This window comes from Thioalkalivibrio sp. ALE31 (assembly GCF_000377405.1).
Lineage (GTDB): Bacteria > Pseudomonadota > Gammaproteobacteria > Ectothiorhodospirales > Ectothiorhodospiraceae > Thioalkalivibrio.
Map to the genome: position 1 here is coordinate 77,211 of NZ_KB905023.1, position 17,057 is coordinate 94,267.

Consider the following 17,057-nt stretch of genomic DNA (forward strand, 5'->3'; position numbering starts at 1 on the left):
TTAAACGCGGCGTTTCTTGGGCGGCCGGCAGCCGTTGTGAGGGATCGGGGTCACATCACTGATGTTCGTGATCTTGAACCCGGCATTGTTCAGCGCACGCACCGCCGATTCGCGACCCGGACCCGGGCCCCGCACCATCACGTCGAGATTCTTCACGCCGTGCTCGGCCGCGGTCGTCCCGGCCCGTTCGGCCGCGATCTGCGCGGCGAACGGCGTGGACTTGCGGGAACCACGGAAACCGGAGCCACCGGAGGTGGCCCAGCTGATCGTATTGCCCTGCCGGTCCGTGATCGTGATGATCGTATTATTGAACGTGGCATATACGTGAGCCACGCCCTCGGCGATATTCTTGCGGACCTTCTTCTTGGTCCGAGTCTGCGCTTGTGCCATGTACCTGAGATCCCAGTCTGATTACTTGCGAATCGGGCGACGCGGGCCCTTACGGGTGCGTGCATTCGTCTGCGTCTGCTGACCCCGCAGCGGGAGGCCGCGGCGGTGACGCACGCCCCGGTAGCAGCCCAGGTCCATGAGCCGCTTGATGTTCATGCTGACTTCCCGGCGCAGATCCCCTTCCACGGGGATCTTGTCGATCTGCGCGCGCAGGGCATCGACTTCGGCATCGGTCAGATCCCGCACCTTGATGTCCCGACGCACACCCGCGGCATCGCAGATCAGGCCGGCCCGGGTGGGGCCAATGCCATAGATCGCGGTCAGCGCGATTACCGTGTGCTTCTGGTCAGGAATATTGATTCCAGCGACGCGAGCCATCCAACCTCTCCATCTAAATCCGGCAAAGCCGGCTATAATAGCAATGAATATCCGTTACGCCAAGCGTTAGCCCTGGCGCTGCTTGTGGCGGGCATCCGAACAGATCACCCGCACCACACCGTTACGCCGAATGACCTTGCAGTTTCGGCAGATCGGCTTTACAGATGCACGTACCTTCATGGTCTTTCTCCTGGTCTAGCGGATCCCGGTACCGCCGAAACCCTTCAGATTCGCTTTCTTCATCAACCCTTCGTACTGGTGGGACACCAGATGCGACTGCAGCTGGGCCATGAAATCCATCACCACGATCACGATGATCAGCAGCGACGTCCCACCGAAGTAGAAGGGCACGTTCCAGTACAGGATCAGGAACTCGGGCAGCAGGCAGACCGCGGTGATATAGACCGCGCCCACCGCCGTCAGCCGTGTCATGACCCCGTCAATAAACCGTTCCGTCTGCACCCCGGGACGAATCCCCGGGATGAAGGCGCCCTGCTTCTTCAGGTTCTCCGCGGTATCCCGGGAGTTGAACACCAGCGCGGTGTAGAAGAAGCAGAAGAAAATAATTGCGGCCGCATAGAACATCACATACAGCGGCTGCCCCGGAGCGAGCGTCGTCGAGATCTCGCGCAGCCAGTCCATCCCTTCGGCCTGCCCGAACCACTGCCCCAGCGTCGACGGAAACAGGATGATACTGGACGCGAAGATCGGCGGAATCACCCCGGCCATGTTCAACTTCAGCGGCAGGTGGGAGGACTGCCCGCCCACCATCTTCCGCCCGACCTGGCGTTTCGCGTAATTGATCGTCACGCGTCGCTGACCGCGCTCGACGAACACCACGAAGGCCGTCACCGCCAGCGCCAGCACGATCAGGATCACCACGAACGCCGCCGCCAGTTCGCCGGTCCGCGCCAGCTCCAGGGTGCCGCCAATGGCCCCCGGCAGCCCCGCCACGATCCCCGCGAAAATAATGATCGAGATCCCGTTCCCGATGCCGCGCTCGGTGATCTGCTCGCCCAGCCACATCAGGAACAGGGTACCGGTCACCAGCGAGACGACCACCGTAAAGATAAAGATCGGCCCCGGGTTCAGCGCCATCGGCATGCCCTGAATGGTCTGTCCATTCAGCGCAATCCCGATCCCGATACTCTGAAACAGCGCCAGCGCCACGGTCCCGTAGCGCGTGTACTGCGTGATCTTGCGCCGCCCCTGCTCGCCTTCCTTCTTCAGCTGCTGCAGGGCCGGCACGGTGGCCGCGAGCAGCTGCATGATGATCGCGGCGGAGATATAGGGCATCACCCCGAGGGCAAAGATCGACAGCCGTTCCAGCGCCCCGCCCGAGAACATGTTGAACATGTCCAAGATCGTGCCGCTTTGTTGCTCGAAGAACTGCGAGACCGCGACCGGGTTGATGCCCGGCACGGGGATGAACGTCCCGATGCGGTACACCACCAGGGCGCCCAGCACGAACAGCAAGCGTTGGCGTAACTCGGTAAAACCGGTGAGTCCGCCACCGGAACGTGCTGTCGCTCCACGCGCCATTATTTAGGCCTCGACGCTCCCGCCGGCCGCTTCGATCGCGGCCCGCGCACCCTTGGTCACACCCACGCCCTTCACGGCGCAGGCACGGGAGACTTCACCGGAGGCGAAGATCTTCGCGCTCTGGGCGTCGCTGCGCACGACACCGGCGGCCTTGAGGCTTTCCAGGGTCACGTCGCCGTCCACCTTGGCCAGCTCGCTCAGGCGCACTTCGGCCGCGTACTGCTGCTTGCGGGAGCGGAAGCCCACCTTCGGCAGGCGCCGCTGCAACGGCATCTGGCCGCCTTCGAAGCCGACCTTGGTGAAGCCGCCGGAGCGGGACTTCTGGCCCTTGTGGCCACGGCCGCCAGTCTTGCCCAGACCGGAACCAATGCCACGACCGACGCGCTTGCCCGGCTTGCGGGCGCCGTCGGGGCTTGCAATCTCATTCAGTCGCATCGTTAGACTTCCTCTACCTTCAGCAGGTACGACACCTTCTTGACCATGCCCAGATTTTCCGGGGTGGCCTCGACCGTCGAGGTGCTGTGGGTCTTGCGCAGCCCCAAGCCGCGGACGCACGCCTTGTGCGATGCGATGCGGCCGGCGGTGCTGCGTACCAGGGTCAGTTTCAGCTTGCTCATGGCTTAGCTCGTCACTTCGTCAACGGTCTTGCCGCGCTTGGCCGCCACGCGCTCCGGCGAGCTCACCGTGGTGAGCCCGTCGATCGTGGCCTGCACGACGTTAATCGGATTGCGTGATCCCACGCACTTGGCAAGCACGTTACGCACCCCGGCCACTTCCAGCACGGCACGCATGGCCCCGCCGGCGATGATCCCGGTACCTTCCGAGGCGGGCTGCATGTAGACGTTCGCGGCACCGTGGCGGCCATTGACCGCGTAGTGCAGGGTCCCTTCGTGCAGGGCCACGTTGCGCATCTCCATCCGCGCCTGCTGCATTGCCTTCTGGATCGCGGCCGGAACCTCGCGCGCCTTGGCATAGCCATAGCCCACGCGACCTTCTCCGTCGCCCACCACCGTCAGTGCGGCAAACCGGAACTGGCGACCGCCCTTGACCACCTTGGCCACGCGGTTCACGCCAATCAGCTTTTCCTGCAGGCCGTCTTGCGCTTCGCTTACATCGTTACGTGCCATATCTCTCTCCGCTCGATCCCGTTTGACTAGAACTGCAGGCCGTTTTCACGTGCGGCGTCGGCCAGAGCCTTCACCCGTCCGTGATAACGGAAACCCGCGCGGTCAAACGCGACCTGTTCAATACCGGCCTTGCGCGCGCGCTCGGCAATCGCCTGCCCCACACGGGCCGCCGCCTCGGCGTTCCCGGTCGAACCGCCGGCATTCTTCAGATCCTTCTCCACCGTTGACGCCGCGGCGAGTACCGCGTCGCCGGACGGGGCAATGATCTGCGCGTACATGTGGCGGGGCGTCCGGTGGATACAGAGACGATGCACCCCCAGCTCACGGATCTTGAACCGTGCGCGACGCGCCCTCTTAAGTCTGGCCTCTTTCTTGTCCACTGGTGCCTACCTACTTCTTCTTGGCTTCTTTGCGCACAATGCGCTCGTCTTTGTACTTCACGCCCTTGCCCTTGTAGGGCTCAGGCGGGCGGAAGGCGCGAATATTCGCGGCCACCTGGCCCACCTTCTGGCGATCGGTCCCCTTGACCACGACCTCGGTCGGGGTCGGCGTTTCCACCGTCACACCCTCGGGGATCTCGAAGTCGATCGGATGCGAATACCCGAGGGTCAGGTTCAGCTTCGCGCCCTGCATCTGCGCGCGGTAGCCGACACCCACCAGCTCCAGGGCCCGTTCGAACCCCTGGCTGACACCGTGGACGTGATTCCCGAGCAGAGCACGGATGGTGCCGGCGAGCGCGACGTTCTTCGCATTCTCGGCGGCCTTCACCCGCACGACGCCGTCCTCGACGGTAACCGTCACCGCCTCCGGGCAGGTGAGCTGAAGCTCGCCCTTCGGGCCCTTGATCTTGATCTCGCTGTCCGTCTGCTCCACGGACACACCGCTCGGCAGCTGGATCGGCAGATTTGCAATGCGCGACATGGCTGATTCCTCAGTAGATCTTGCAGAGGACCTCGCCACCCTGGCCAGCGGCCCGGGCTGCGCGGTCACTCATAACACCCTGCGGCGTGGAGATCACCGCGACACCAAGGCCCGCGTTGATCCGCGGCAGTTCGTCCTTGCCGCGATAGATCCGCAGACCCGGGCGGGAAATCCGTTCGACGGTCTCGATGACCGGCCGTCCCTCGAAATACTTCAGCTTCACCACCAGCTTCTTCTGTGCGGCTTCGCCCTCGACCTGCATGTCGCCCACGAAACCCTCTTCCGCGAAGACCTTCAGGATGCGCTCCTTGGCCTTGCTGTAGGGAATGGCGACCTGCTCCTTGTTCGCGCGCTGCGCATTGCGCACGCGGGTGAGCATGTCGGAAATCGGATCGGTCATCATCGCTTCAAATCTCCTTACCAGCTCGCCTTGCGCAGGCCCGGAATCTCGCCCTTCATGGCGTATTCCCGCAGCTTGTTGCGCCCCAGGCCAAACCGGCGGTAATAGCCCTTCGGCCGGCCGGTCACGCCACAGCGGTTCTTCTGACGCACGCGCGACGAATCACGCGGCAGTTTCTGCAGCGCATGCATGGCCGCCAGACGTTCCTCGGAGGACTTGGTGTCGTCCACCAGGATTGCCTTGAGTTCGGCCCGCTTGGCCGCGTACTTCTTTACCAGTCGTTCGCGCTTTTTCTCGCGCTCGACCATCGATACCTTCGCCATGTGCGCCTACCTCGTTTACTGCCGGAACGGGAATCGGAAGGCCTCCAGAAGGGCCTTGGCTTCCGCGTCCGTCTTTGCGCTGGTTGTGATGGTGATGTCCATGCCGCGCAGCTTGTCGACACGGTCGTAGTCAATCTCCGGAAAGATGATCTGTTCCTTGATGCCCAGGCTGTAGTTGCCGCGGCCGTCGAACGCCTTCGCGGAAAAACCGCGGAAGTCGCGTACCCGGGGCAGCGCCACATTGATCAGGCGATCCAGGAATTCGTACATCTGCCGGCGCCGCAGGGTCACCTTGCAGCCGATGGGATAATCATCACGGATCTTGAACCCCGCAATCGACTTGCGTGCCTTGGTGACCACCGGCTTCTGCCCGGCGATCGCGGTCATATCACCGACCGCGTGTTCGATCACCTTCTTGTCCGCGACCGCATCGCCGAGACCCATATTGAGGGTCACTTTGGTGATGCGCGGAATCTCCATCACGTTGGCATAGCCGAACTGCTCGCGCAGGGCCTGCTTCACGTTGGATTCGTATTCTTCTCTCAAGCGTTCCATAAACCGTCCGTCCCGCGTTATGCGTCCACGACCTCGCCGTTCGAGCGAAAGACCCGCACCTTGCGGCCGTCTTCCAGGGTCTTGAACGACACGCGATCACCCTTGTCGGTTGCCGGGTTGAAGAGCATCACGTTGGAGACATCGATCGGCATTTCCTTCTCGATGATCCCGCCACCGACACCCTGCTGCGGGTTCGGCTTCTGATGCTTCTTCACCATGTTGATGTTCTGGACCAGGACCTTGCCGTCCAGGACCTTGATGATGGTCCCGCGGCGACCCTTGTCCTTGCCCGCGATCACGACGACATCGTCGCCCTTGCGAATCTTGTTCATCACGTCCTCACAGCACTTCCGGGGCGAGGGAGATAATCTTCATGTACTTCTCCCCTCGCAGTTCACGCGTCACCGGCCCGAAGATACGGGTGCCGATCGGCTGGTGCTGGTTGTTCAGCAGGACCGCGGCGTTGCGGTCGAAGCGGATGATCGAACCATCCGGGCGCCGCACGCCGGAGGCGGTACGCACCACGACGGCGTCGTACACATCGCCCTTCTTGACCTTGCCACGCGGGATCGCGTCCTTGACGCTCACCTTGATGACATCGCCCACGCGGGCGTACCGGCGGTGCGAGCCGCCCAGCACCTTGATGCACTGGATGCGTCGGGCGCCGCTGTTGTCGGCGGCCTCGAGCACGGTCTGCATTTGAATCATGACTTATCTCCTGGCAGCCGATTCAGAGCGCGTCCTGCCCGACCACTTCGATCAGGGCAAAGCGCTTCTGCTTGGAAACCGGCCGGCATTCACGGATACGAACCCGATCGCCCATGCGGGAAACGTTCTCCTCGTCGTGGACGTGCAGTTTCGTGCTGCGGCGGATGAACTTGCCGTACAGCGGATGACGCACGCGACGCTCGACCAGGACCGTCCGGGTCTTGTCCATCTTGTCGCTGATCACCCGCCCCACGACGGAACGCTGAGTCTTGGAACCTTCTTCGGTCATCTTCTTAGCCTGCCCTTCTGCGTTCATTCATCAGCGTCTTGATCTGCGCGATCTCGCGCCGCACCTTGCCGACGCGATCCGGGCGCGCGAGCTGTCCGATCGCCTTCTGCATACGGAGGCCGAACTGCTCCTTGTAGAGCGCTTCCAGCTCCTGGTTCAGATCGTCATCCGACTTCTTTCTGAGTTCTTCTGCTTTCATTACATCACCTGCCGACGGGTGAAGACCGTCTTGACCGGGAGCTTGGCGGCGGCCAGGCGCATAGCCTCGCGGGCCACGTCCTCGTGAACGCCTTCCATCTCGTAGAGCACGCGGCCGGGCTGAATCTTGCAAACCCAGTACTCCACGCCACCCTTGCCCTTGCCCATACGCACTTCAAGCGGCTTCTTGGTCACCGGCACGTCCGGGAACACCCGGATCCAGATCTTCCCGCCACGCTTGATGTGACGCACCATCGCACGACGCGCGGCCTCGATCTGGCGCGCGGTAATGCGACCGCGTTCAACGGCCTGCAGGCCGTACTCGCCGAAGCTGACCTTGGCACCGGTCGAGGCCATGCCCCGGTTCCGGCCCTTGAACTGCTTGCGGAATTTGGTTCTTTTTGGCTGCAACATGGTCTATGTCCTAGCTCGCGTTGGCCGCAGCGCGCGTCCCTTCGACCGGCTCGAGACCGAAGACTTCGCCCTTGAAGATCCACACCTTCACACCGATGATCCCGTAGGTCGTACGGGCCTCGGCGAAGCCGTAGTCGATATCGGCACGCAGGGTGTGCAGCGGCACACGCCCTTCCCGGTACCACTCGGAACGCGCGATCTCGGCGCCGTTCAGACGGCCGGAGACGTGCACCTTGATCCCCTGGGCACCCAGGCGCATGGCATTGCCGACGGCGCGCTTCATCGCACGGCGGAACATGATGCGGCGCTCGAGCTGCTGGGCAATCCCTTCCGCCACCAGCTGGGCCTCGATCTCGGGCTTGCGCACTTCCTCGATATTGATCTTGACGTTGCCCTGGTCCAGGCCCGTCTCCGCCGCGACTTCACGACGCAGCTTCTCGATGTCCTCGCCCTTCTTGCCGATCACGATCCCCGGACGCGCCGTATGGATCGTGATGTGCGCGGCCTTGGCCGGACGCTCGATAGTAATGCGGCTCACCGACGCGTGCGCGAGTTTCTTCTGCAGGAATTCGCGCAGCTTGATGTCGTTGTTCAGCGTCTCGCCAAATTCACGACCGTCGGCGTACCAGGTCGCCGACCACGGGCGAGAAATGCCCAGCCGGATGCCGGTTGGATGTACTTTCTGACCCATGGTTAGTTCGCTCCCTTCTCGCTAACGCCAATCACGATGTGACTGGTGCGCTTCATGATGCGGTTGCCGCGGCCCTTGGCACGCGCCTGCATGCGCTTGAGCACGGGGCCCTCGTCGACCTGGATGCGCGAGATGCGCAGCTCGTCGATGTCGGCGCCGTCGTTGTTCTCCGCATTGGCGATCGCGGATTCCAGCACCTTTTTCACGATGGCGGCCGGCTTCTTCGGGCTGAAGGTCAGCTCGTTCAGGGCCTCTTCCACGCGCATACCACGAACCTGGTCGGCGACCAGCCGCGTTTTCTGCGGCGAGATGCGCGCGTAGCGCAGTTTTGCAATCGTCTCCATCGTTCGTCCTCAGCGCGACTTCTTGTTGGCGATGTGACCCTTGAAGGTCCGCGTCAACGCAAACTCGCCCAGCTTGTGGCCGACCATGTTTTCGTTGACCAGCACCGGAACATGCTGACGCCCGTTGTGAACCGCGAGGGTGAGACCCACCATCTGCGGGATAATCATCGAGCGACGCGACCAGGTCTTGATCGGCCGGCGATCGTTCTTCTCGCGCGCCTCTTCCACCTTCTTGCGCAGGTGGTGGTCGACGAACGGGCCTTTTTTCAGTGAACGCGGCATGCTGGCACTCCGTTACTTCTTGCGCCGACGCACGATCATGCCGTCGGTACGTTTGTTGTTGCGGGTCTTGTAACCCTTGGTCGGACGGCCCCACGGGGTCACCGGGTGACGCCCGAAGTTGCGCCCTTCACCACCACCATGCGGATGGTCGACCGGGTTCATCGCGGTGCCGCGCACGGTCGGGCGCACGCCCGTCCAGCGCTTGGCACCGGCCTTCCCGAACTTCTTCAGGCTGTGCTCCGTATGCCCGACCTCGCCCACCGTGGCGCGGCATTCGGACGGGATGCGACGCATCTCGCCGGAGCGCAGCCGGATGGTGGCGTGGGCGCCTTCGCGGGCCACGACCTGGGCCGAGGCACCGGCGGAACGGGCGATCTGGGCGCCCTTGCCCGGCTTCATCTCGATGCAGTGAATCACCGTACCGACCGGGATCGAGCGCAACGGCATGGAGTTACCGACACGAATCGGCGCCTGCGAGCCGCTGTGCACCGCGTCACCCTGCTTCAGGCCGCGAGGCGCGATAATGTACCGGCGTTCGCCGTCCGCGTACAGCACCAGTGCGAGATGAGCGCTACGGTTCGGGTCATATTCGAGCCGTTCAACCTTGCCCGGCACGTTGTCCTTGTTCCGCTTGAAGTCGACGATGCGATAGCGCTGCTTGTGCCCACCACCCACGTGACGCGTGGTGATGCGCCCGGAATTGTTTCGGCCGCCCGTGCGCGTCTGCTTCTCCACCAGCGCCGCATGCGGGGCGCCCTTGTGCAGACCGTCACCGCGGATCTGAACCGCGTGACGGCGTCCGGCCGACGTCGGATTGGTCTTGATAATCGCCATGACTAGACCTGTTCTCCTTCACCCATGTCGATGCTCTCGCCCTCGGCGAGCGCGACATAGGCCTTCTTCCAGTGGTTACGACGACCGAACTGGCGACCGAAGCGCTTGTTCTTGCCCTGCTGGTTCAGCGTGCGGACCTGCTGGACACGAACCTCGAACAGCTTCTCGATCGCGGCCTTGATCTCGGCCTTGTCGGCATCCGGCAGCACGCGAAACACGTACTGCCCGACTTCCCCGGCGTTGGTCGATTTCTCGGACACCACCGGACCCTGAATAATCTGCATCAGACGCGAATTCATGCCAGCCACTCCTCGAGCTTGCGGATGGCGCCTTCCGTGATCACGACCGTCTCGGCCCCGACCAGGTTGGCAGGATTGACGCCGTTGACGTCGATCACGTCCACGTGCGGCACGTTGCCGAGGGCGCGGGCGGTCATCGCGTCCTCTTCGGCCAGGACCACCAGACCCTTCTCCAGGCCCAGTTCCTTCAGCTTCGCGACGCCGTCGCGGGTCTTGCCGGATTCAACGGCAAAGCCCGCCACCACCTTCAGGCGATCCTGGCGCAGCAGTTCGGAGAGGATCGACGCCATCGCGGCGCGATACATCTTCTTGTTGAGCTTCTGCGAGAAATCCTGGGTGCGCGCCGCGAATACCTTGCCGCCCCCGGTCCACAGCGGGCTGCGGATGGTGCCGGCACGCGCACGGCCGGTGCCCTTCTGACGGAACGGCTTGATGCCGCCGCCGCTCACCTGGGCGCGCGTCTTTTGCGCACGGGTGCCGCTGCGGGCTCCGGCGAGCTGCGCGACCACGCTCTGATGCACCAGGGATTCGTTGAATTCCCGCTCGAAGCAGACGGCGGACAGCTCGACGCTGGCCCCGGTATCGGCAGTCGTTACTTGCATTGTCTTAACCCTTCGCCTTCACGGCCGGACGAATCATCACGTCGGAACTCGGCGCGCCCGGCACGGCACCCTGAACCAGGACCAGACTGCGATCGGCGTCGACACGCACCACCTTGAGGTTCTGGATGGTCTTGCGCTCCGCGCCCATGTGGCCGGCCATCTTCTTGCCCTTGAACACACGGCCGGGGCTCTGGTTCTGCCCAATGGAACCCGGGGCACGGTGCGCCAGCGAGTTGCCATGGGTCGCGTCCTGGGTGCGGAAGTTGTGACGCTTCACCGCACCCTGGAAGCCCTTGCCCTTGCTCTGCGCGGTCACGTCGACGATCTGACCTTCCTCGAACCGGTCAACGGTGATCGCATCACCGGCGGCCAGGCCTTCCAGATCGGCCTCGTCCACGCGGAATTCCCACAGACCACGACCCGGTTCCACCGACGCCGCAGCAAAGTGACCGGCCTCCGGCTTGCTTACCCGAGACGGCTTGCGCGAGCCCGCCGTCACCTGGACCGCGTTGTAGCCGTCGCCTTCAGTGCGCTTGATCTGGACCACGCGATTGTTGTCCACCTCCAGCACCGTGACCGGCACGGAGACGCCGTCGTCCGTAAAGACGCGCGACATGCCGAGCTTGCGACCGATGAGTCCAAGAGCCATTACAAAACCCCTTCCGTATCAGACGGCGCTATCAAGCGCCCTAAAGCCGTGGCCCGGCGAAAATTCCGCCGGGCCACGGAAAGCCCAATAGTATGGCAGAAAATTTAACGTTAGTTAAGCCTGATCTGAACATTGACGCCCGCGGCCAGATCTAGCTTCATCAGGGCATCCACGGTCTTGTCGGTCGGATCGAGGATATCCATCAGGCGCTTGTGCGTACGCAGCTCGTACTGGTCACGCGCGTCCTTGTTGACGTGCGGGGAGACCAGGACCGTGTACGCCTCGCGCTTGGTCGGCAGCGGAATCGGCCCTTTGACCCGGGCGCCGGTCCGCTTCGCGGTCTCGACAATCTCGGCCGCGGAGCGGTCGATCAGTCGATGATCAAAGGCCTTCAGACGAATTCGAATGCGCTGGTTAGCCATCTCGTTCACTCAATAATCTTGGAGACGACGCCGGCGCCGACGGTGCGGCCACCTTCGCGGATCGCAAAGCGCAGCCCGTCTTCCATCGCGATCGGGTTGATCAGGGACACCGTCATCTTGACGTTGTCGCCCGGCATCACCATCTCGGTGCCTTCCGGCAGTTCCACCGAACCCGTCACGTCGGTCGTACGGAAGTAGAACTGCGGGCGGTACCCATTGAAGAACGGCGTATGACGACCGCCCTCGTCCTTGCCCAGGATGTACACCTCGGCCTCGAAATGCGTGTGCGGGGTGATCGAACCCGGCTTGCACAGCACCTGACCGCGCTGCACGTCGTCACGCTTGGTGCCACGCAGCAGGATACCGACGTTGTCGCCCGCCTCGCCCTGGTCCAGCAGCTTGCGGAACATCTCGACACCGGTGACGGTGGTCTTCTGGGTGTCACGAATACCGACGATCTCGATTTCCTCGCCAACCTTCACCACACCCCGCTCGACACGACCGGTCACCACGGTGCCACGACCGGAGATCGAGAAGACATCTTCCACCGGCATCAGGAACGCGCCGTCCACGGCACGCTCGGGCTCCGGAATCCAGCTGTCCATCGCCTCCACCAGCTTGTAGATCGCCGGGGCGCCCACTTCGCTTTCGTCACCTTCCAGCGCCTTCAGCGCGGAACCGGTGATCACCGGGGTGTCGTCACCCGGGAAGTCGTAGGAGGACAGCAGGTCGCGAACTTCCATCTCGACCAGCTCCAGCAGCTCCGGATCGTCGACCATGTCGGCCTTGTTCAGGAACACCACGATGTACGGCACACCGACCTGACGCGCCAGCAGGATGTGCTCGCGGGTCTGCGGCATCGGGCCATCGGCCGCCGACACCACCAGGATCGCGCCGTCCATCTGCGCCGCACCCGTGATCATGTTCTTCACATAGTCCGCGTGCCCGGGGCAGTCGACGTGCGCATAGTGGCGAATGTCGCTTTCGTATTCGACGTGCGCGGTCGCAATCGTGATCCCGCGCGCCTTCTCTTCCGGCGCATTGTCGATCTGGTCAAACGCACGGGCTTCGCTCCCGTACTTCTTGCCCAGCACCGCCGTCATCGCCGCCGTCAGCGTCGTTTTCCCATGGTCCACATGACCAATCGTCCCCACATTCACATGCGGCTTCTTACGCTCGAACTTTTCCTTGGACATTTCTCGCTTCCCCGGATCGTGACGCTAAAACTCAACAGCGACGCAGGTTGTACGCTGACATTAATATGGAGCTCATGACCGGATTCGAACCGGTGACCTCTTCCTTACCAAGGAAGTGCTCTACCGACTGAGCTACATGAGCCGGATAACTCTATTGCTATGGCTGCCAGGGCCTCGGCCGGGCCGCCCGCAAGGACGCACCACAACAGGCCAAACGTGGAGCGGGTGATGGGAATCGAACCCACATCATCAGCTTGGAAGGCTGAGGTTCTACCATTGAACTACACCCGCAGAACCCTGGCTTGCCTGACCACCGCCCACTATGGCCGCTGGCTTCAAAAACTCGATGGTGGAGGGAGGAGGATTCGAACCTCCGAAGGCTGAGCCAGCAGATTTACAGTCTGCCCCCGTTGACCGCTTGGGTATCCCTCCTCGATCAAGCCGCGTATTCTGAACCAGCGCGAAGCGCAGCGTCAAGCGCCTCGAGCATTCGCTTCCGGCCGCGGCGCAACAGCCTTGTCTTCTGCGGGGTTGATTCCTATGATCGGGGGCACAGCGGGGGGCGCCAGTGGTCCGCCAGGGCGTTTCCCTTCCGCCGCGGACGCACGTATTGTGTGGCCCATCACTGGTTTGTATACGCAGAGGCCCATGGCGAACACCACTACGGCACCGCGGCTCCCCGGGCTGGCCAAACGCCTGGTCGAGGCCGGCCTGATCGCGGAGGACATCGCCTCCCAGCTGGTCGAGGAGGCCCAGTCCCAGCAGACCCCCCTGATGACCCTGCTGGCCAGCAAGGGCCAGGTGGCGGAGGCCCGGCTCGCGGAGGCCGCCGCCGAGGAATTCGGGCTGCCGGTATTCGACCTCGCGACCTTCGAGCCGGAACTGCTGCCCAAGGATCATCTGAACGAGAAGCTGATCCAGAAGCATCACGCCCTCCCGCTGATGGTGCGCGGCAACCGGCTCTACATCGCCGTCTCCGACCCGACCAATCTTGGCGCCACCGACGAGTTCAAGTTCGCCACGGGCATGCCGGTGGAGGCCGTGCTGGTCGAGTCGCACAAGCTCGACCGCTTGATCGACAGCGCCCTGAGCGCCGCCTCGTCGCTGATGGACGACCTGGGGGACGACGGCCTCGACAGCCTGGCAATCGAATCGGGCGACGACGACAAGGACAGCTCGGACACCGCCGAAGGGGCGGACGATGCCCCGGTAGTGCGCTTCGTCAACAAGCTGTTGATGGACGCCATCAACCGCAAGGCCTCCGACATCCATCTCGAGCCCTTCGAGAAGGACTTCCGCGTGCGCTTTCGCATCGACGGCGTGTTGCACGAAGTGGCCCACCCGCCGAACTCCCTGGCACCGCGAATCACCGCGCGGGTCAAGGTGATGTCGCGCATGGACATCGCCGAACGCCGCGTACCCCAGGATGGACGGATCAAGCTGAAGCTGTCACGGACGCGGGCGATCGACTTTCGTGTCAGCACCCTGCCGACGCTGTACGGCGAGAAGATCGTGATGCGTATCCTCGACCCCAGCAGCGCGTCGATGGGGATCGACCAACTGGGCTACGAGGAACATCAGAAGGAAGCCTATCTGCAGGCGCTCAGCCGGCCCTACGGGATGATCCTGGTGACCGGCCCCACCGGGTCGGGCAAGACCGTATCCCTCTATACCGGCCTCGGCATCCTGAACACCGCGGACCGCAACATCTCCACCGCCGAAGACCCGTCGGAAATCAACATGCCCGGGGTCAACCAGGTCAACGTGAACCCGAAGGTCGGCCTGACCTTCGCCAGCGCCCTGCGCGCCTTCCTGCGCCAGGATCCGGACGTGATCATGGTCGGGGAGATCCGTGACCTCGAGACCGCCGAGATCGCGATCAAGGCCGCGCAGACCGGCCACCTGGTGCTCTCTACCCTGCATACCAACGACGCGCCGCAGACGCTGACCCGCCTCGCCAACATGGGCGTGCCACCGTACAACATCGCGTCGTCGATCCTGCTGATCATCGCCCAGCGCCTGGCGCGGCGCCTGTGTCCGAACTGCAAGGAACCGGAACAGCTGCCGGAAGAGGTCCTGCGCAAGGAGGGCTTCACCGACGCCGATATCCAGGCCGGGGTGACTGCCTATCGCGCGGTGGGATGTGACCAGTGCACCAACGGCTACAAGGGCCGCCTCGGGATCTACCAGGTCATGCCCATCAGCGAGGAGATGCAGCGCGGCATCCTGGAGGGCTACAACTCCATGCAGCTGGCGGAACAGGCAGAAAAGGAAGGCATCGAGGACCTGCGCCGCGCCGGTCTGATGAAGGTAATGGCGGGGCTGACCAGCCTCGAGGAAGTCAATCGCGTGACCAAGGACTAGTGCCGCAAGGGGCACGGGTCACCAGCTACAGGGGGACAGGGGGATGGCCGACTCCGGGACGATCTACACCTGGGAAGGACTGAACAAGAACGGCGACCGGGTCAAGGGCGAGACCCCGGCCGACAACGAGGCCACCGCGCGCGCCGAACTGCGCAAGAACGGCATTAACGTCGTCAAGATCCGCAAGAAGCCGAAGTCGCTGTTCTCCGGCGGCAACAAGAAGATCGTGCCGGCCGACATCGCCTACTTCCTGCGGCAGATGACCACGATGCTGCAGTCCGGTGTACCGCTGGTGCAGGCGTTCGAGATCGTCGGCCGCGGGAACGAGAAACCCGCGATGCGCGACCTCGTTCTGAAACTGAAGGCGGACGTGGAAGGCGGCGAGACCTTTGCCAAGGCCCTGTCCAAGCACCCGCGTCACTTCGACGACCTGGTCACCAACCTCGTCGAGGCGGGCGAGCAGGCGGGGACGCTCGAGACCCTGCTGGATAAGATCGCCACCTACAAGGAAAAGACCGAGGCCCTGAAGGCCAAGATCAAGAAGGCCCTGTTCTACCCCGCCGCGGTCGTCGTGGTGGCCATCGTGGTCACCGCGATCCTGCTGATCTACGTGGTCCCGCAGTTCGAGGCCCTGTTCCAGGGCTTCGGTGCCGACCTGCCGGTGTTCACACGGATGGTGGTGGACCTCTCGGAGTTCACCCAGAGCTGGTGGTGGGCGATCCTCGGGGTCATGGTGGCGATCGGCTTCGTCTTCGTGCAGGCCAAGCGGCGCTCGCCACGTTTCGCCCGCTTCCTCGACATCATCATCCTCAAGGCCCCGGCCTTCGGGCCGATCCTGCGCAAGGCCGCGATCGCGCGCTTCGCCCGCACGCTGTCGACCATGTTCTCCGCAGGGGTCCCGCTGGTGGATGCCCTGACCTCGGTCTCCGGCGCCACCGGCAACGCGGTCTACCGCGAGGCGACCCTGCGCATGCGCGACGAGACCGAGGCAGGCGGGCAGTTGCAATGGTCGATGCGCAATACCGGCGTGTTCCCCAACATGGTGGTGCAGATGGTCGCGATCGGCGAGGAATCCGGCTCACTGGACTCCATGCTGGCCAAGGTCGCGGACTTCTACGAGGACGAGGTCGACAACGCCGTCGACAGCCTGTCCAGCCTGCTGGAACCGCTGATCATGGTGGTTCTGGGCGTGCTGGTCGGCGGTCTGGTCATCGCCATGTACCTGCCCATCTTCCAGATGGGTCAGGTGATCTAGGGGATGCTGGCCGAGACCGGTGCGCAACTGGGCGCGTGGGCCCTGCCGATCGCCGGGGTCTTCGGGCTGCTGATCGGCAGTTTCCTGAACGTGGTCATCGCGCGCCTGCCGGTGATGCTGGAACGCGACTGGGAACGCGAGGCCCGCGCCATCCTCGAGCACGAACCGCCGGGCGCAGAGGAGCGCTTCGACCTCGTGCGCCCGCGCTCGCGCTGCCCGCAATGCCAACGCCCCATCCGGGCGCTGGAGAACGTGCCCCTCCTCAGCTATCTGCTTCTGCGCGGGCGCTGCCCTGGCTGCGGCACCCGCATCAGCTGGCAGTATCCCGCGGTCGAGGCCCTCACCGCGCTGCTGTTCATCGTGACGATCTGGCACCTGGGGCCGAACGCCACAGGCCTCCTGGCCCTGGTGTTCACCGGCGTGCTGATTGCGGCGGCCGGCATCGACGCCCGCACCACCCTGCTCCCGGACCAGCTGACCCTGCCCCTGCTGTGGCTGGGCCTGCTGGTCAATATCCCGGGGACCTTCACCGACCTGCAGTCGGCGGTCATTGGCGCCGTCGCCGGCTACCTGGTGCTGTGGCTGATCTTCCATGGCTTCCGCCTGCTGACCGGCAAGGAGGGCATGGGCTTCGGGGACTTCAAGCTGCTGGCCGCGCTGGGCGCCTGGCTGGGCTGGCAGGCCCTGCCGGTCATCCTGCTGCTGGCCTCGCTGGTCGGCGCCGTAGTCGGGATTGCGTTGATCCTGCTGCGCGGCCGTGATCGCAATATCCCGATCCCGTTCGGCCCCTATCTCGCCGCCGCCGGCTGGCTCGCGCTGATCTGGGGAGACGAGCTGCTGGCCCTCTACTTCCCCCAGGGATTCTAGGCGACGG

General features: G+C 63.8%; 29 protein-coding genes and 3 tRNA genes. 3 read left to right on the forward strand and 29 right to left on the reverse strand.

Annotated elements, in window-relative coordinates:
- The 29 genes from rpsK to D103_RS0108330 form a co-directional block, all read right to left on the reverse strand.
- Entirely contained in the window at positions 1–390 is a 390-nt protein-coding gene (gene rpsK / locus D103_RS0108195) for a 30S ribosomal protein S11 (RefSeq protein ID WP_017941093.1), read from the reverse strand.
- A gap of 21 nt (positions 391–411) precedes the next feature.
- Complete coding sequence (gene rpsM, locus D103_RS0108200; RefSeq protein ID WP_017941092.1) at positions 412–768, reverse strand: 30S ribosomal protein S13; 357 nt, start codon at positions 766–768, stop codon at positions 412–414.
- A 66-nt stretch (positions 769–834) separates the two neighbouring features.
- Positions 835–948, reverse strand: coding sequence for a 50S ribosomal protein L36 (rpmJ, locus tag D103_RS13990; protein WP_018881305.1), 114 nt, complete (start codon positions 946–948; stop codon positions 835–837).
- Between the two features lie 15 nt (positions 949–963).
- On the reverse strand, positions 964–2,310 hold the full coding sequence (gene secY, locus D103_RS0108205) for a preprotein translocase subunit SecY (RefSeq protein ID WP_018146441.1): 1,347 nt from the start codon (positions 2,308–2,310) through the stop codon (positions 964–966).
- A gap of 3 nt (positions 2,311–2,313) precedes the next feature.
- The gene (gene rplO, locus D103_RS0108210) at positions 2,314–2,745 is read right to left on the reverse strand and encodes a 50S ribosomal protein L15 (RefSeq protein WP_018865683.1); all 432 of its coding nucleotides are present in this window, start codon (positions 2,743–2,745) and stop codon (positions 2,314–2,316) included.
- A gap of 2 nt (positions 2,746–2,747) precedes the next feature.
- Positions 2,748–2,927: a 50S ribosomal protein L30 gene (gene rpmD / locus D103_RS0108215; RefSeq protein WP_017941089.1), complete on the reverse strand. Its 180-nt coding sequence runs from the start codon at positions 2,925–2,927 to the stop codon at positions 2,748–2,750.
- Between the two features lie 3 nt (positions 2,928–2,930).
- On the reverse strand, positions 2,931–3,437 hold the full coding sequence (gene rpsE, locus D103_RS0108220; RefSeq protein WP_018865682.1) for a 30S ribosomal protein S5: 507 nt from the start codon (positions 3,435–3,437) through the stop codon (positions 2,931–2,933).
- A gap of 26 nt (positions 3,438–3,463) precedes the next feature.
- Complete coding sequence (gene rplR / locus D103_RS0108225; protein WP_017941087.1) at positions 3,464–3,817, reverse strand: 50S ribosomal protein L18; 354 nt, start codon at positions 3,815–3,817, stop codon at positions 3,464–3,466.
- 10 nt (positions 3,818–3,827) lie between these two features.
- Complete coding sequence (rplF, locus tag D103_RS0108230; protein WP_018865681.1) at positions 3,828–4,358, reverse strand: 50S ribosomal protein L6; 531 nt, start codon at positions 4,356–4,358, stop codon at positions 3,828–3,830.
- Between the two features lie 10 nt (positions 4,359–4,368).
- Positions 4,369–4,761, reverse strand: coding sequence for a 30S ribosomal protein S8 (rpsH, locus tag D103_RS0108235; protein WP_017941085.1), 393 nt, complete (start codon positions 4,759–4,761; stop codon positions 4,369–4,371).
- A gap of 14 nt (positions 4,762–4,775) precedes the next feature.
- Positions 4,776–5,081, reverse strand: coding sequence for a 30S ribosomal protein S14 (gene rpsN / locus D103_RS0108240; RefSeq protein WP_018865680.1), 306 nt, complete (start codon positions 5,079–5,081; stop codon positions 4,776–4,778).
- 15 nt (positions 5,082–5,096) lie between these two features.
- Positions 5,097–5,636: a 50S ribosomal protein L5 gene (rplE, locus tag D103_RS0108245; RefSeq protein WP_018865679.1), complete on the reverse strand. Its 540-nt coding sequence runs from the start codon at positions 5,634–5,636 to the stop codon at positions 5,097–5,099.
- A gap of 17 nt (positions 5,637–5,653) precedes the next feature.
- Positions 5,654–5,968 carry a 50S ribosomal protein L24 gene (gene rplX / locus D103_RS0108250; protein WP_018865678.1) on the reverse strand — a complete coding sequence of 105 codons (315 nt, stop codon included), beginning with the start codon at positions 5,966–5,968 and terminating at the stop codon, positions 5,654–5,656.
- Between the two features lie 7 nt (positions 5,969–5,975).
- The gene (rplN, locus tag D103_RS0108255) at positions 5,976–6,344 is read right to left on the reverse strand and encodes a 50S ribosomal protein L14 (protein WP_017941081.1); all 369 of its coding nucleotides are present in this window, start codon (positions 6,342–6,344) and stop codon (positions 5,976–5,978) included.
- Positions 6,345–6,366: 22 nt separating this feature from the next.
- Positions 6,367–6,633, reverse strand: coding sequence for a 30S ribosomal protein S17 (rpsQ, locus tag D103_RS0108260; RefSeq protein ID WP_018865677.1), 267 nt, complete (start codon positions 6,631–6,633; stop codon positions 6,367–6,369).
- Between the two features lie 4 nt (positions 6,634–6,637).
- A complete protein-coding gene (rpmC, locus tag D103_RS0108265) occupies positions 6,638–6,832 on the reverse strand; it encodes a 50S ribosomal protein L29 (RefSeq protein WP_018865676.1) in 195 nt (64 codons plus the stop codon).
- Positions 6,832–7,245 (reverse strand): 50S ribosomal protein L16, encoded by a 414-nt coding sequence (gene rplP / locus D103_RS0108270; protein ID WP_017941078.1) that lies wholly within the window; start codon positions 7,243–7,245, stop codon positions 6,832–6,834. Before rplP ends, rpmC begins: the two co-directional genes overlap by 1 nt.
- A gap of 10 nt (positions 7,246–7,255) precedes the next feature.
- Positions 7,256–7,936, reverse strand: coding sequence for a 30S ribosomal protein S3 (rpsC, locus tag D103_RS0108275; protein WP_018865675.1), 681 nt, complete (start codon positions 7,934–7,936; stop codon positions 7,256–7,258).
- A gap of 2 nt (positions 7,937–7,938) precedes the next feature.
- Entirely contained in the window at positions 7,939–8,280 is a 342-nt protein-coding gene (gene rplV, locus D103_RS0108280) for a 50S ribosomal protein L22 (protein ID WP_018865674.1), read from the reverse strand.
- A 9-nt stretch (positions 8,281–8,289) separates the two neighbouring features.
- Entirely contained in the window at positions 8,290–8,562 is a 273-nt protein-coding gene (rpsS, locus tag D103_RS0108285; protein WP_018139876.1) for a 30S ribosomal protein S19, read from the reverse strand.
- Between the two features lie 12 nt (positions 8,563–8,574).
- The gene (gene rplB / locus D103_RS0108290; RefSeq protein WP_018876468.1) at positions 8,575–9,396 is read right to left on the reverse strand and encodes a 50S ribosomal protein L2; all 822 of its coding nucleotides are present in this window, start codon (positions 9,394–9,396) and stop codon (positions 8,575–8,577) included.
- 2 nt (positions 9,397–9,398) lie between these two features.
- A complete protein-coding gene (gene rplW, locus D103_RS0108295) occupies positions 9,399–9,695 on the reverse strand; it encodes a 50S ribosomal protein L23 (RefSeq protein ID WP_017941073.1) in 297 nt (98 codons plus the stop codon).
- The gene (gene rplD / locus D103_RS0108300; RefSeq protein WP_018865672.1) at positions 9,692–10,297 is read right to left on the reverse strand and encodes a 50S ribosomal protein L4; all 606 of its coding nucleotides are present in this window, start codon (positions 10,295–10,297) and stop codon (positions 9,692–9,694) included. Before rplD ends, rplW begins: the two co-directional genes overlap by 4 nt.
- 4 nt (positions 10,298–10,301) lie before the next feature.
- Positions 10,302–10,946 (reverse strand): 50S ribosomal protein L3, encoded by a 645-nt coding sequence (rplC, locus tag D103_RS0108305; protein WP_018865671.1) that lies wholly within the window; start codon positions 10,944–10,946, stop codon positions 10,302–10,304.
- 110 nt (positions 10,947–11,056) lie between these two features.
- Positions 11,057–11,368 (reverse strand): 30S ribosomal protein S10, encoded by a 312-nt coding sequence (gene rpsJ, locus D103_RS0108310; RefSeq protein ID WP_018865670.1) that lies wholly within the window; start codon positions 11,366–11,368, stop codon positions 11,057–11,059.
- A gap of 5 nt (positions 11,369–11,373) precedes the next feature.
- Positions 11,374–12,564, reverse strand: coding sequence for an elongation factor Tu (tuf, locus tag D103_RS0108315; protein WP_018865669.1), 1,191 nt, complete (start codon positions 12,562–12,564; stop codon positions 11,374–11,376).
- A 66-nt stretch (positions 12,565–12,630) separates the two neighbouring features.
- Positions 12,631–12,706: transfer RNA gene (locus tag D103_RS0108320), tRNA-Thr, on the reverse strand.
- Between the two features lie 75 nt (positions 12,707–12,781).
- Positions 12,782–12,855: transfer RNA gene (locus D103_RS0108325), tRNA-Gly, on the reverse strand.
- Positions 12,856–12,911: 56 nt separating this feature from the next.
- Positions 12,912–12,996, reverse strand: a tRNA-Tyr gene (locus D103_RS0108330).
- Between the two features lie 216 nt (positions 12,997–13,212).
- Between D103_RS0108330 and pilB the strand changes: the two genes are divergently transcribed.
- From pilB to D103_RS0108345, 3 genes are read left to right on the forward strand one after another with little or no spacing between them, the layout of a single operon-like run.
- Complete coding sequence (gene pilB / locus D103_RS0108335; RefSeq protein WP_018865668.1) at positions 13,213–14,928, forward strand: type IV-A pilus assembly ATPase PilB; 1,716 nt, start codon at positions 13,213–13,215, stop codon at positions 14,926–14,928.
- A 43-nt stretch (positions 14,929–14,971) separates the two neighbouring features.
- A complete protein-coding gene (locus tag D103_RS0108340) occupies positions 14,972–16,183 on the forward strand; it encodes a type II secretion system F family protein (RefSeq protein ID WP_018865667.1) in 1,212 nt (403 codons plus the stop codon).
- A gap of 3 nt (positions 16,184–16,186) precedes the next feature.
- Positions 16,187–17,050: an A24 family peptidase gene (locus D103_RS0108345; RefSeq protein WP_018865666.1), complete on the forward strand. Its 864-nt coding sequence runs from the start codon at positions 16,187–16,189 to the stop codon at positions 17,048–17,050.
- The last annotated feature ends 7 nt before the right edge of the window (positions 17,051–17,057 follow it).

Excerpts from the sequence above, each read along its gene's own strand:
- rpsK (WP_017941093.1), bottom strand. The coding sequence starts at position 390 with ATGGCACAAGCGCAGACTCGGACCAAGAAGAAGGTCCGCAAGAATATC.
- rpsM (WP_017941092.1), bottom strand. The coding sequence starts at position 768 with ATGGCTCGCGTCGCTGGAATCAATATTCCTGACCAGAAGCACACGGTA.
- rpmJ (WP_018881305.1), bottom strand. The coding sequence starts at position 948 with ATGAAGGTACGTGCATCTGTAAAGCCGATCTGCCGAAACTGCAAGGTC.
- secY (WP_018146441.1), bottom strand. The coding sequence starts at position 2,310 with ATGGCGCGTGGAGCGACAGCACGTTCCGGTGGCGGACTCACCGGTTTT.
- rplO (WP_018865683.1), bottom strand. The coding sequence starts at position 2,745 with ATGCGACTGAATGAGATTGCAAGCCCCGACGGCGCCCGCAAGCCGGGC.
- rpmD (WP_017941089.1), bottom strand. The coding sequence starts at position 2,927 with ATGAGCAAGCTGAAACTGACCCTGGTACGCAGCACCGCCGGCCGCATC.
- rpsE (WP_018865682.1), bottom strand. The coding sequence starts at position 3,437 with ATGGCACGTAACGATGTAAGCGAAGCGCAAGACGGCCTGCAGGAAAAG.
- rplF (WP_018865681.1), bottom strand. The coding sequence starts at position 4,358 with ATGTCGCGCATTGCAAATCTGCCGATCCAGCTGCCGAGCGGTGTGTCC.
- rpsH (WP_017941085.1), bottom strand. The coding sequence starts at position 4,761 with ATGATGACCGATCCGATTTCCGACATGCTCACCCGCGTGCGCAATGCG.
- rpsN (WP_018865680.1), bottom strand. The coding sequence starts at position 5,081 with ATGGCGAAGGTATCGATGGTCGAGCGCGAGAAAAAGCGCGAACGACTG.
- rplE (WP_018865679.1), bottom strand. The coding sequence starts at position 5,636 with ATGGAACGCTTGAGAGAAGAATACGAATCCAACGTGAAGCAGGCCCTG.
- rplX (WP_018865678.1), bottom strand. The coding sequence starts at position 5,968 with ATGAACAAGATTCGCAAGGGCGACGATGTCGTCGTGATCGCGGGCAAG.
- rplN (WP_017941081.1), bottom strand. The coding sequence starts at position 6,344 with ATGATTCAAATGCAGACCGTGCTCGAGGCCGCCGACAACAGCGGCGCC.
- rpsQ (WP_018865677.1), bottom strand. The coding sequence starts at position 6,633 with ATGACCGAAGAAGGTTCCAAGACTCAGCGTTCCGTCGTGGGGCGGGTG.
- rpmC (WP_018865676.1), bottom strand. The coding sequence starts at position 6,832 with ATGAAAGCAGAAGAACTCAGAAAGAAGTCGGATGACGATCTGAACCAG.
- rplP (WP_017941078.1), bottom strand. The coding sequence starts at position 7,245 with ATGTTGCAGCCAAAAAGAACCAAATTCCGCAAGCAGTTCAAGGGCCGG.
- rpsC (WP_018865675.1), bottom strand. The coding sequence starts at position 7,936 with ATGGGTCAGAAAGTACATCCAACCGGCATCCGGCTGGGCATTTCTCGC.
- rplV (WP_018865674.1), bottom strand. The coding sequence starts at position 8,280 with ATGGAGACGATTGCAAAACTGCGCTACGCGCGCATCTCGCCGCAGAAA.
- rpsS (WP_018139876.1), bottom strand. The coding sequence starts at position 8,562 with ATGCCGCGTTCACTGAAAAAAGGCCCGTTCGTCGACCACCACCTGCGC.
- rplB (WP_018876468.1), bottom strand. The coding sequence starts at position 9,396 with ATGGCGATTATCAAGACCAATCCGACGTCGGCCGGACGCCGTCACGCG.
- rplW (WP_017941073.1), bottom strand. The coding sequence starts at position 9,695 with ATGAATTCGCGTCTGATGCAGATTATTCAGGGTCCGGTGGTGTCCGAG.
- rplD (WP_018865672.1), bottom strand. The coding sequence starts at position 10,297 with ATGCAAGTAACGACTGCCGATACCGGGGCCAGCGTCGAGCTGTCCGCC.
- rplC (WP_018865671.1), bottom strand. The coding sequence starts at position 10,946 with ATGGCTCTTGGACTCATCGGTCGCAAGCTCGGCATGTCGCGCGTCTTT.
- rpsJ (WP_018865670.1), bottom strand. The coding sequence starts at position 11,368 with ATGGCTAACCAGCGCATTCGAATTCGTCTGAAGGCCTTTGATCATCGA.
- tuf (WP_018865669.1), bottom strand. The coding sequence starts at position 12,564 with ATGTCCAAGGAAAAGTTCGAGCGTAAGAAGCCGCATGTGAATGTGGGG.
- pilB (WP_018865668.1), top strand. The coding sequence starts at position 13,213 with ATGGCGAACACCACTACGGCACCGCGGCTCCCCGGGCTGGCCAAACGC.
- D103_RS0108340 (WP_018865667.1), top strand. The coding sequence starts at position 14,972 with ATGGCCGACTCCGGGACGATCTACACCTGGGAAGGACTGAACAAGAAC.
- D103_RS0108345 (WP_018865666.1), top strand. The coding sequence starts at position 16,187 with ATGCTGGCCGAGACCGGTGCGCAACTGGGCGCGTGGGCCCTGCCGATC.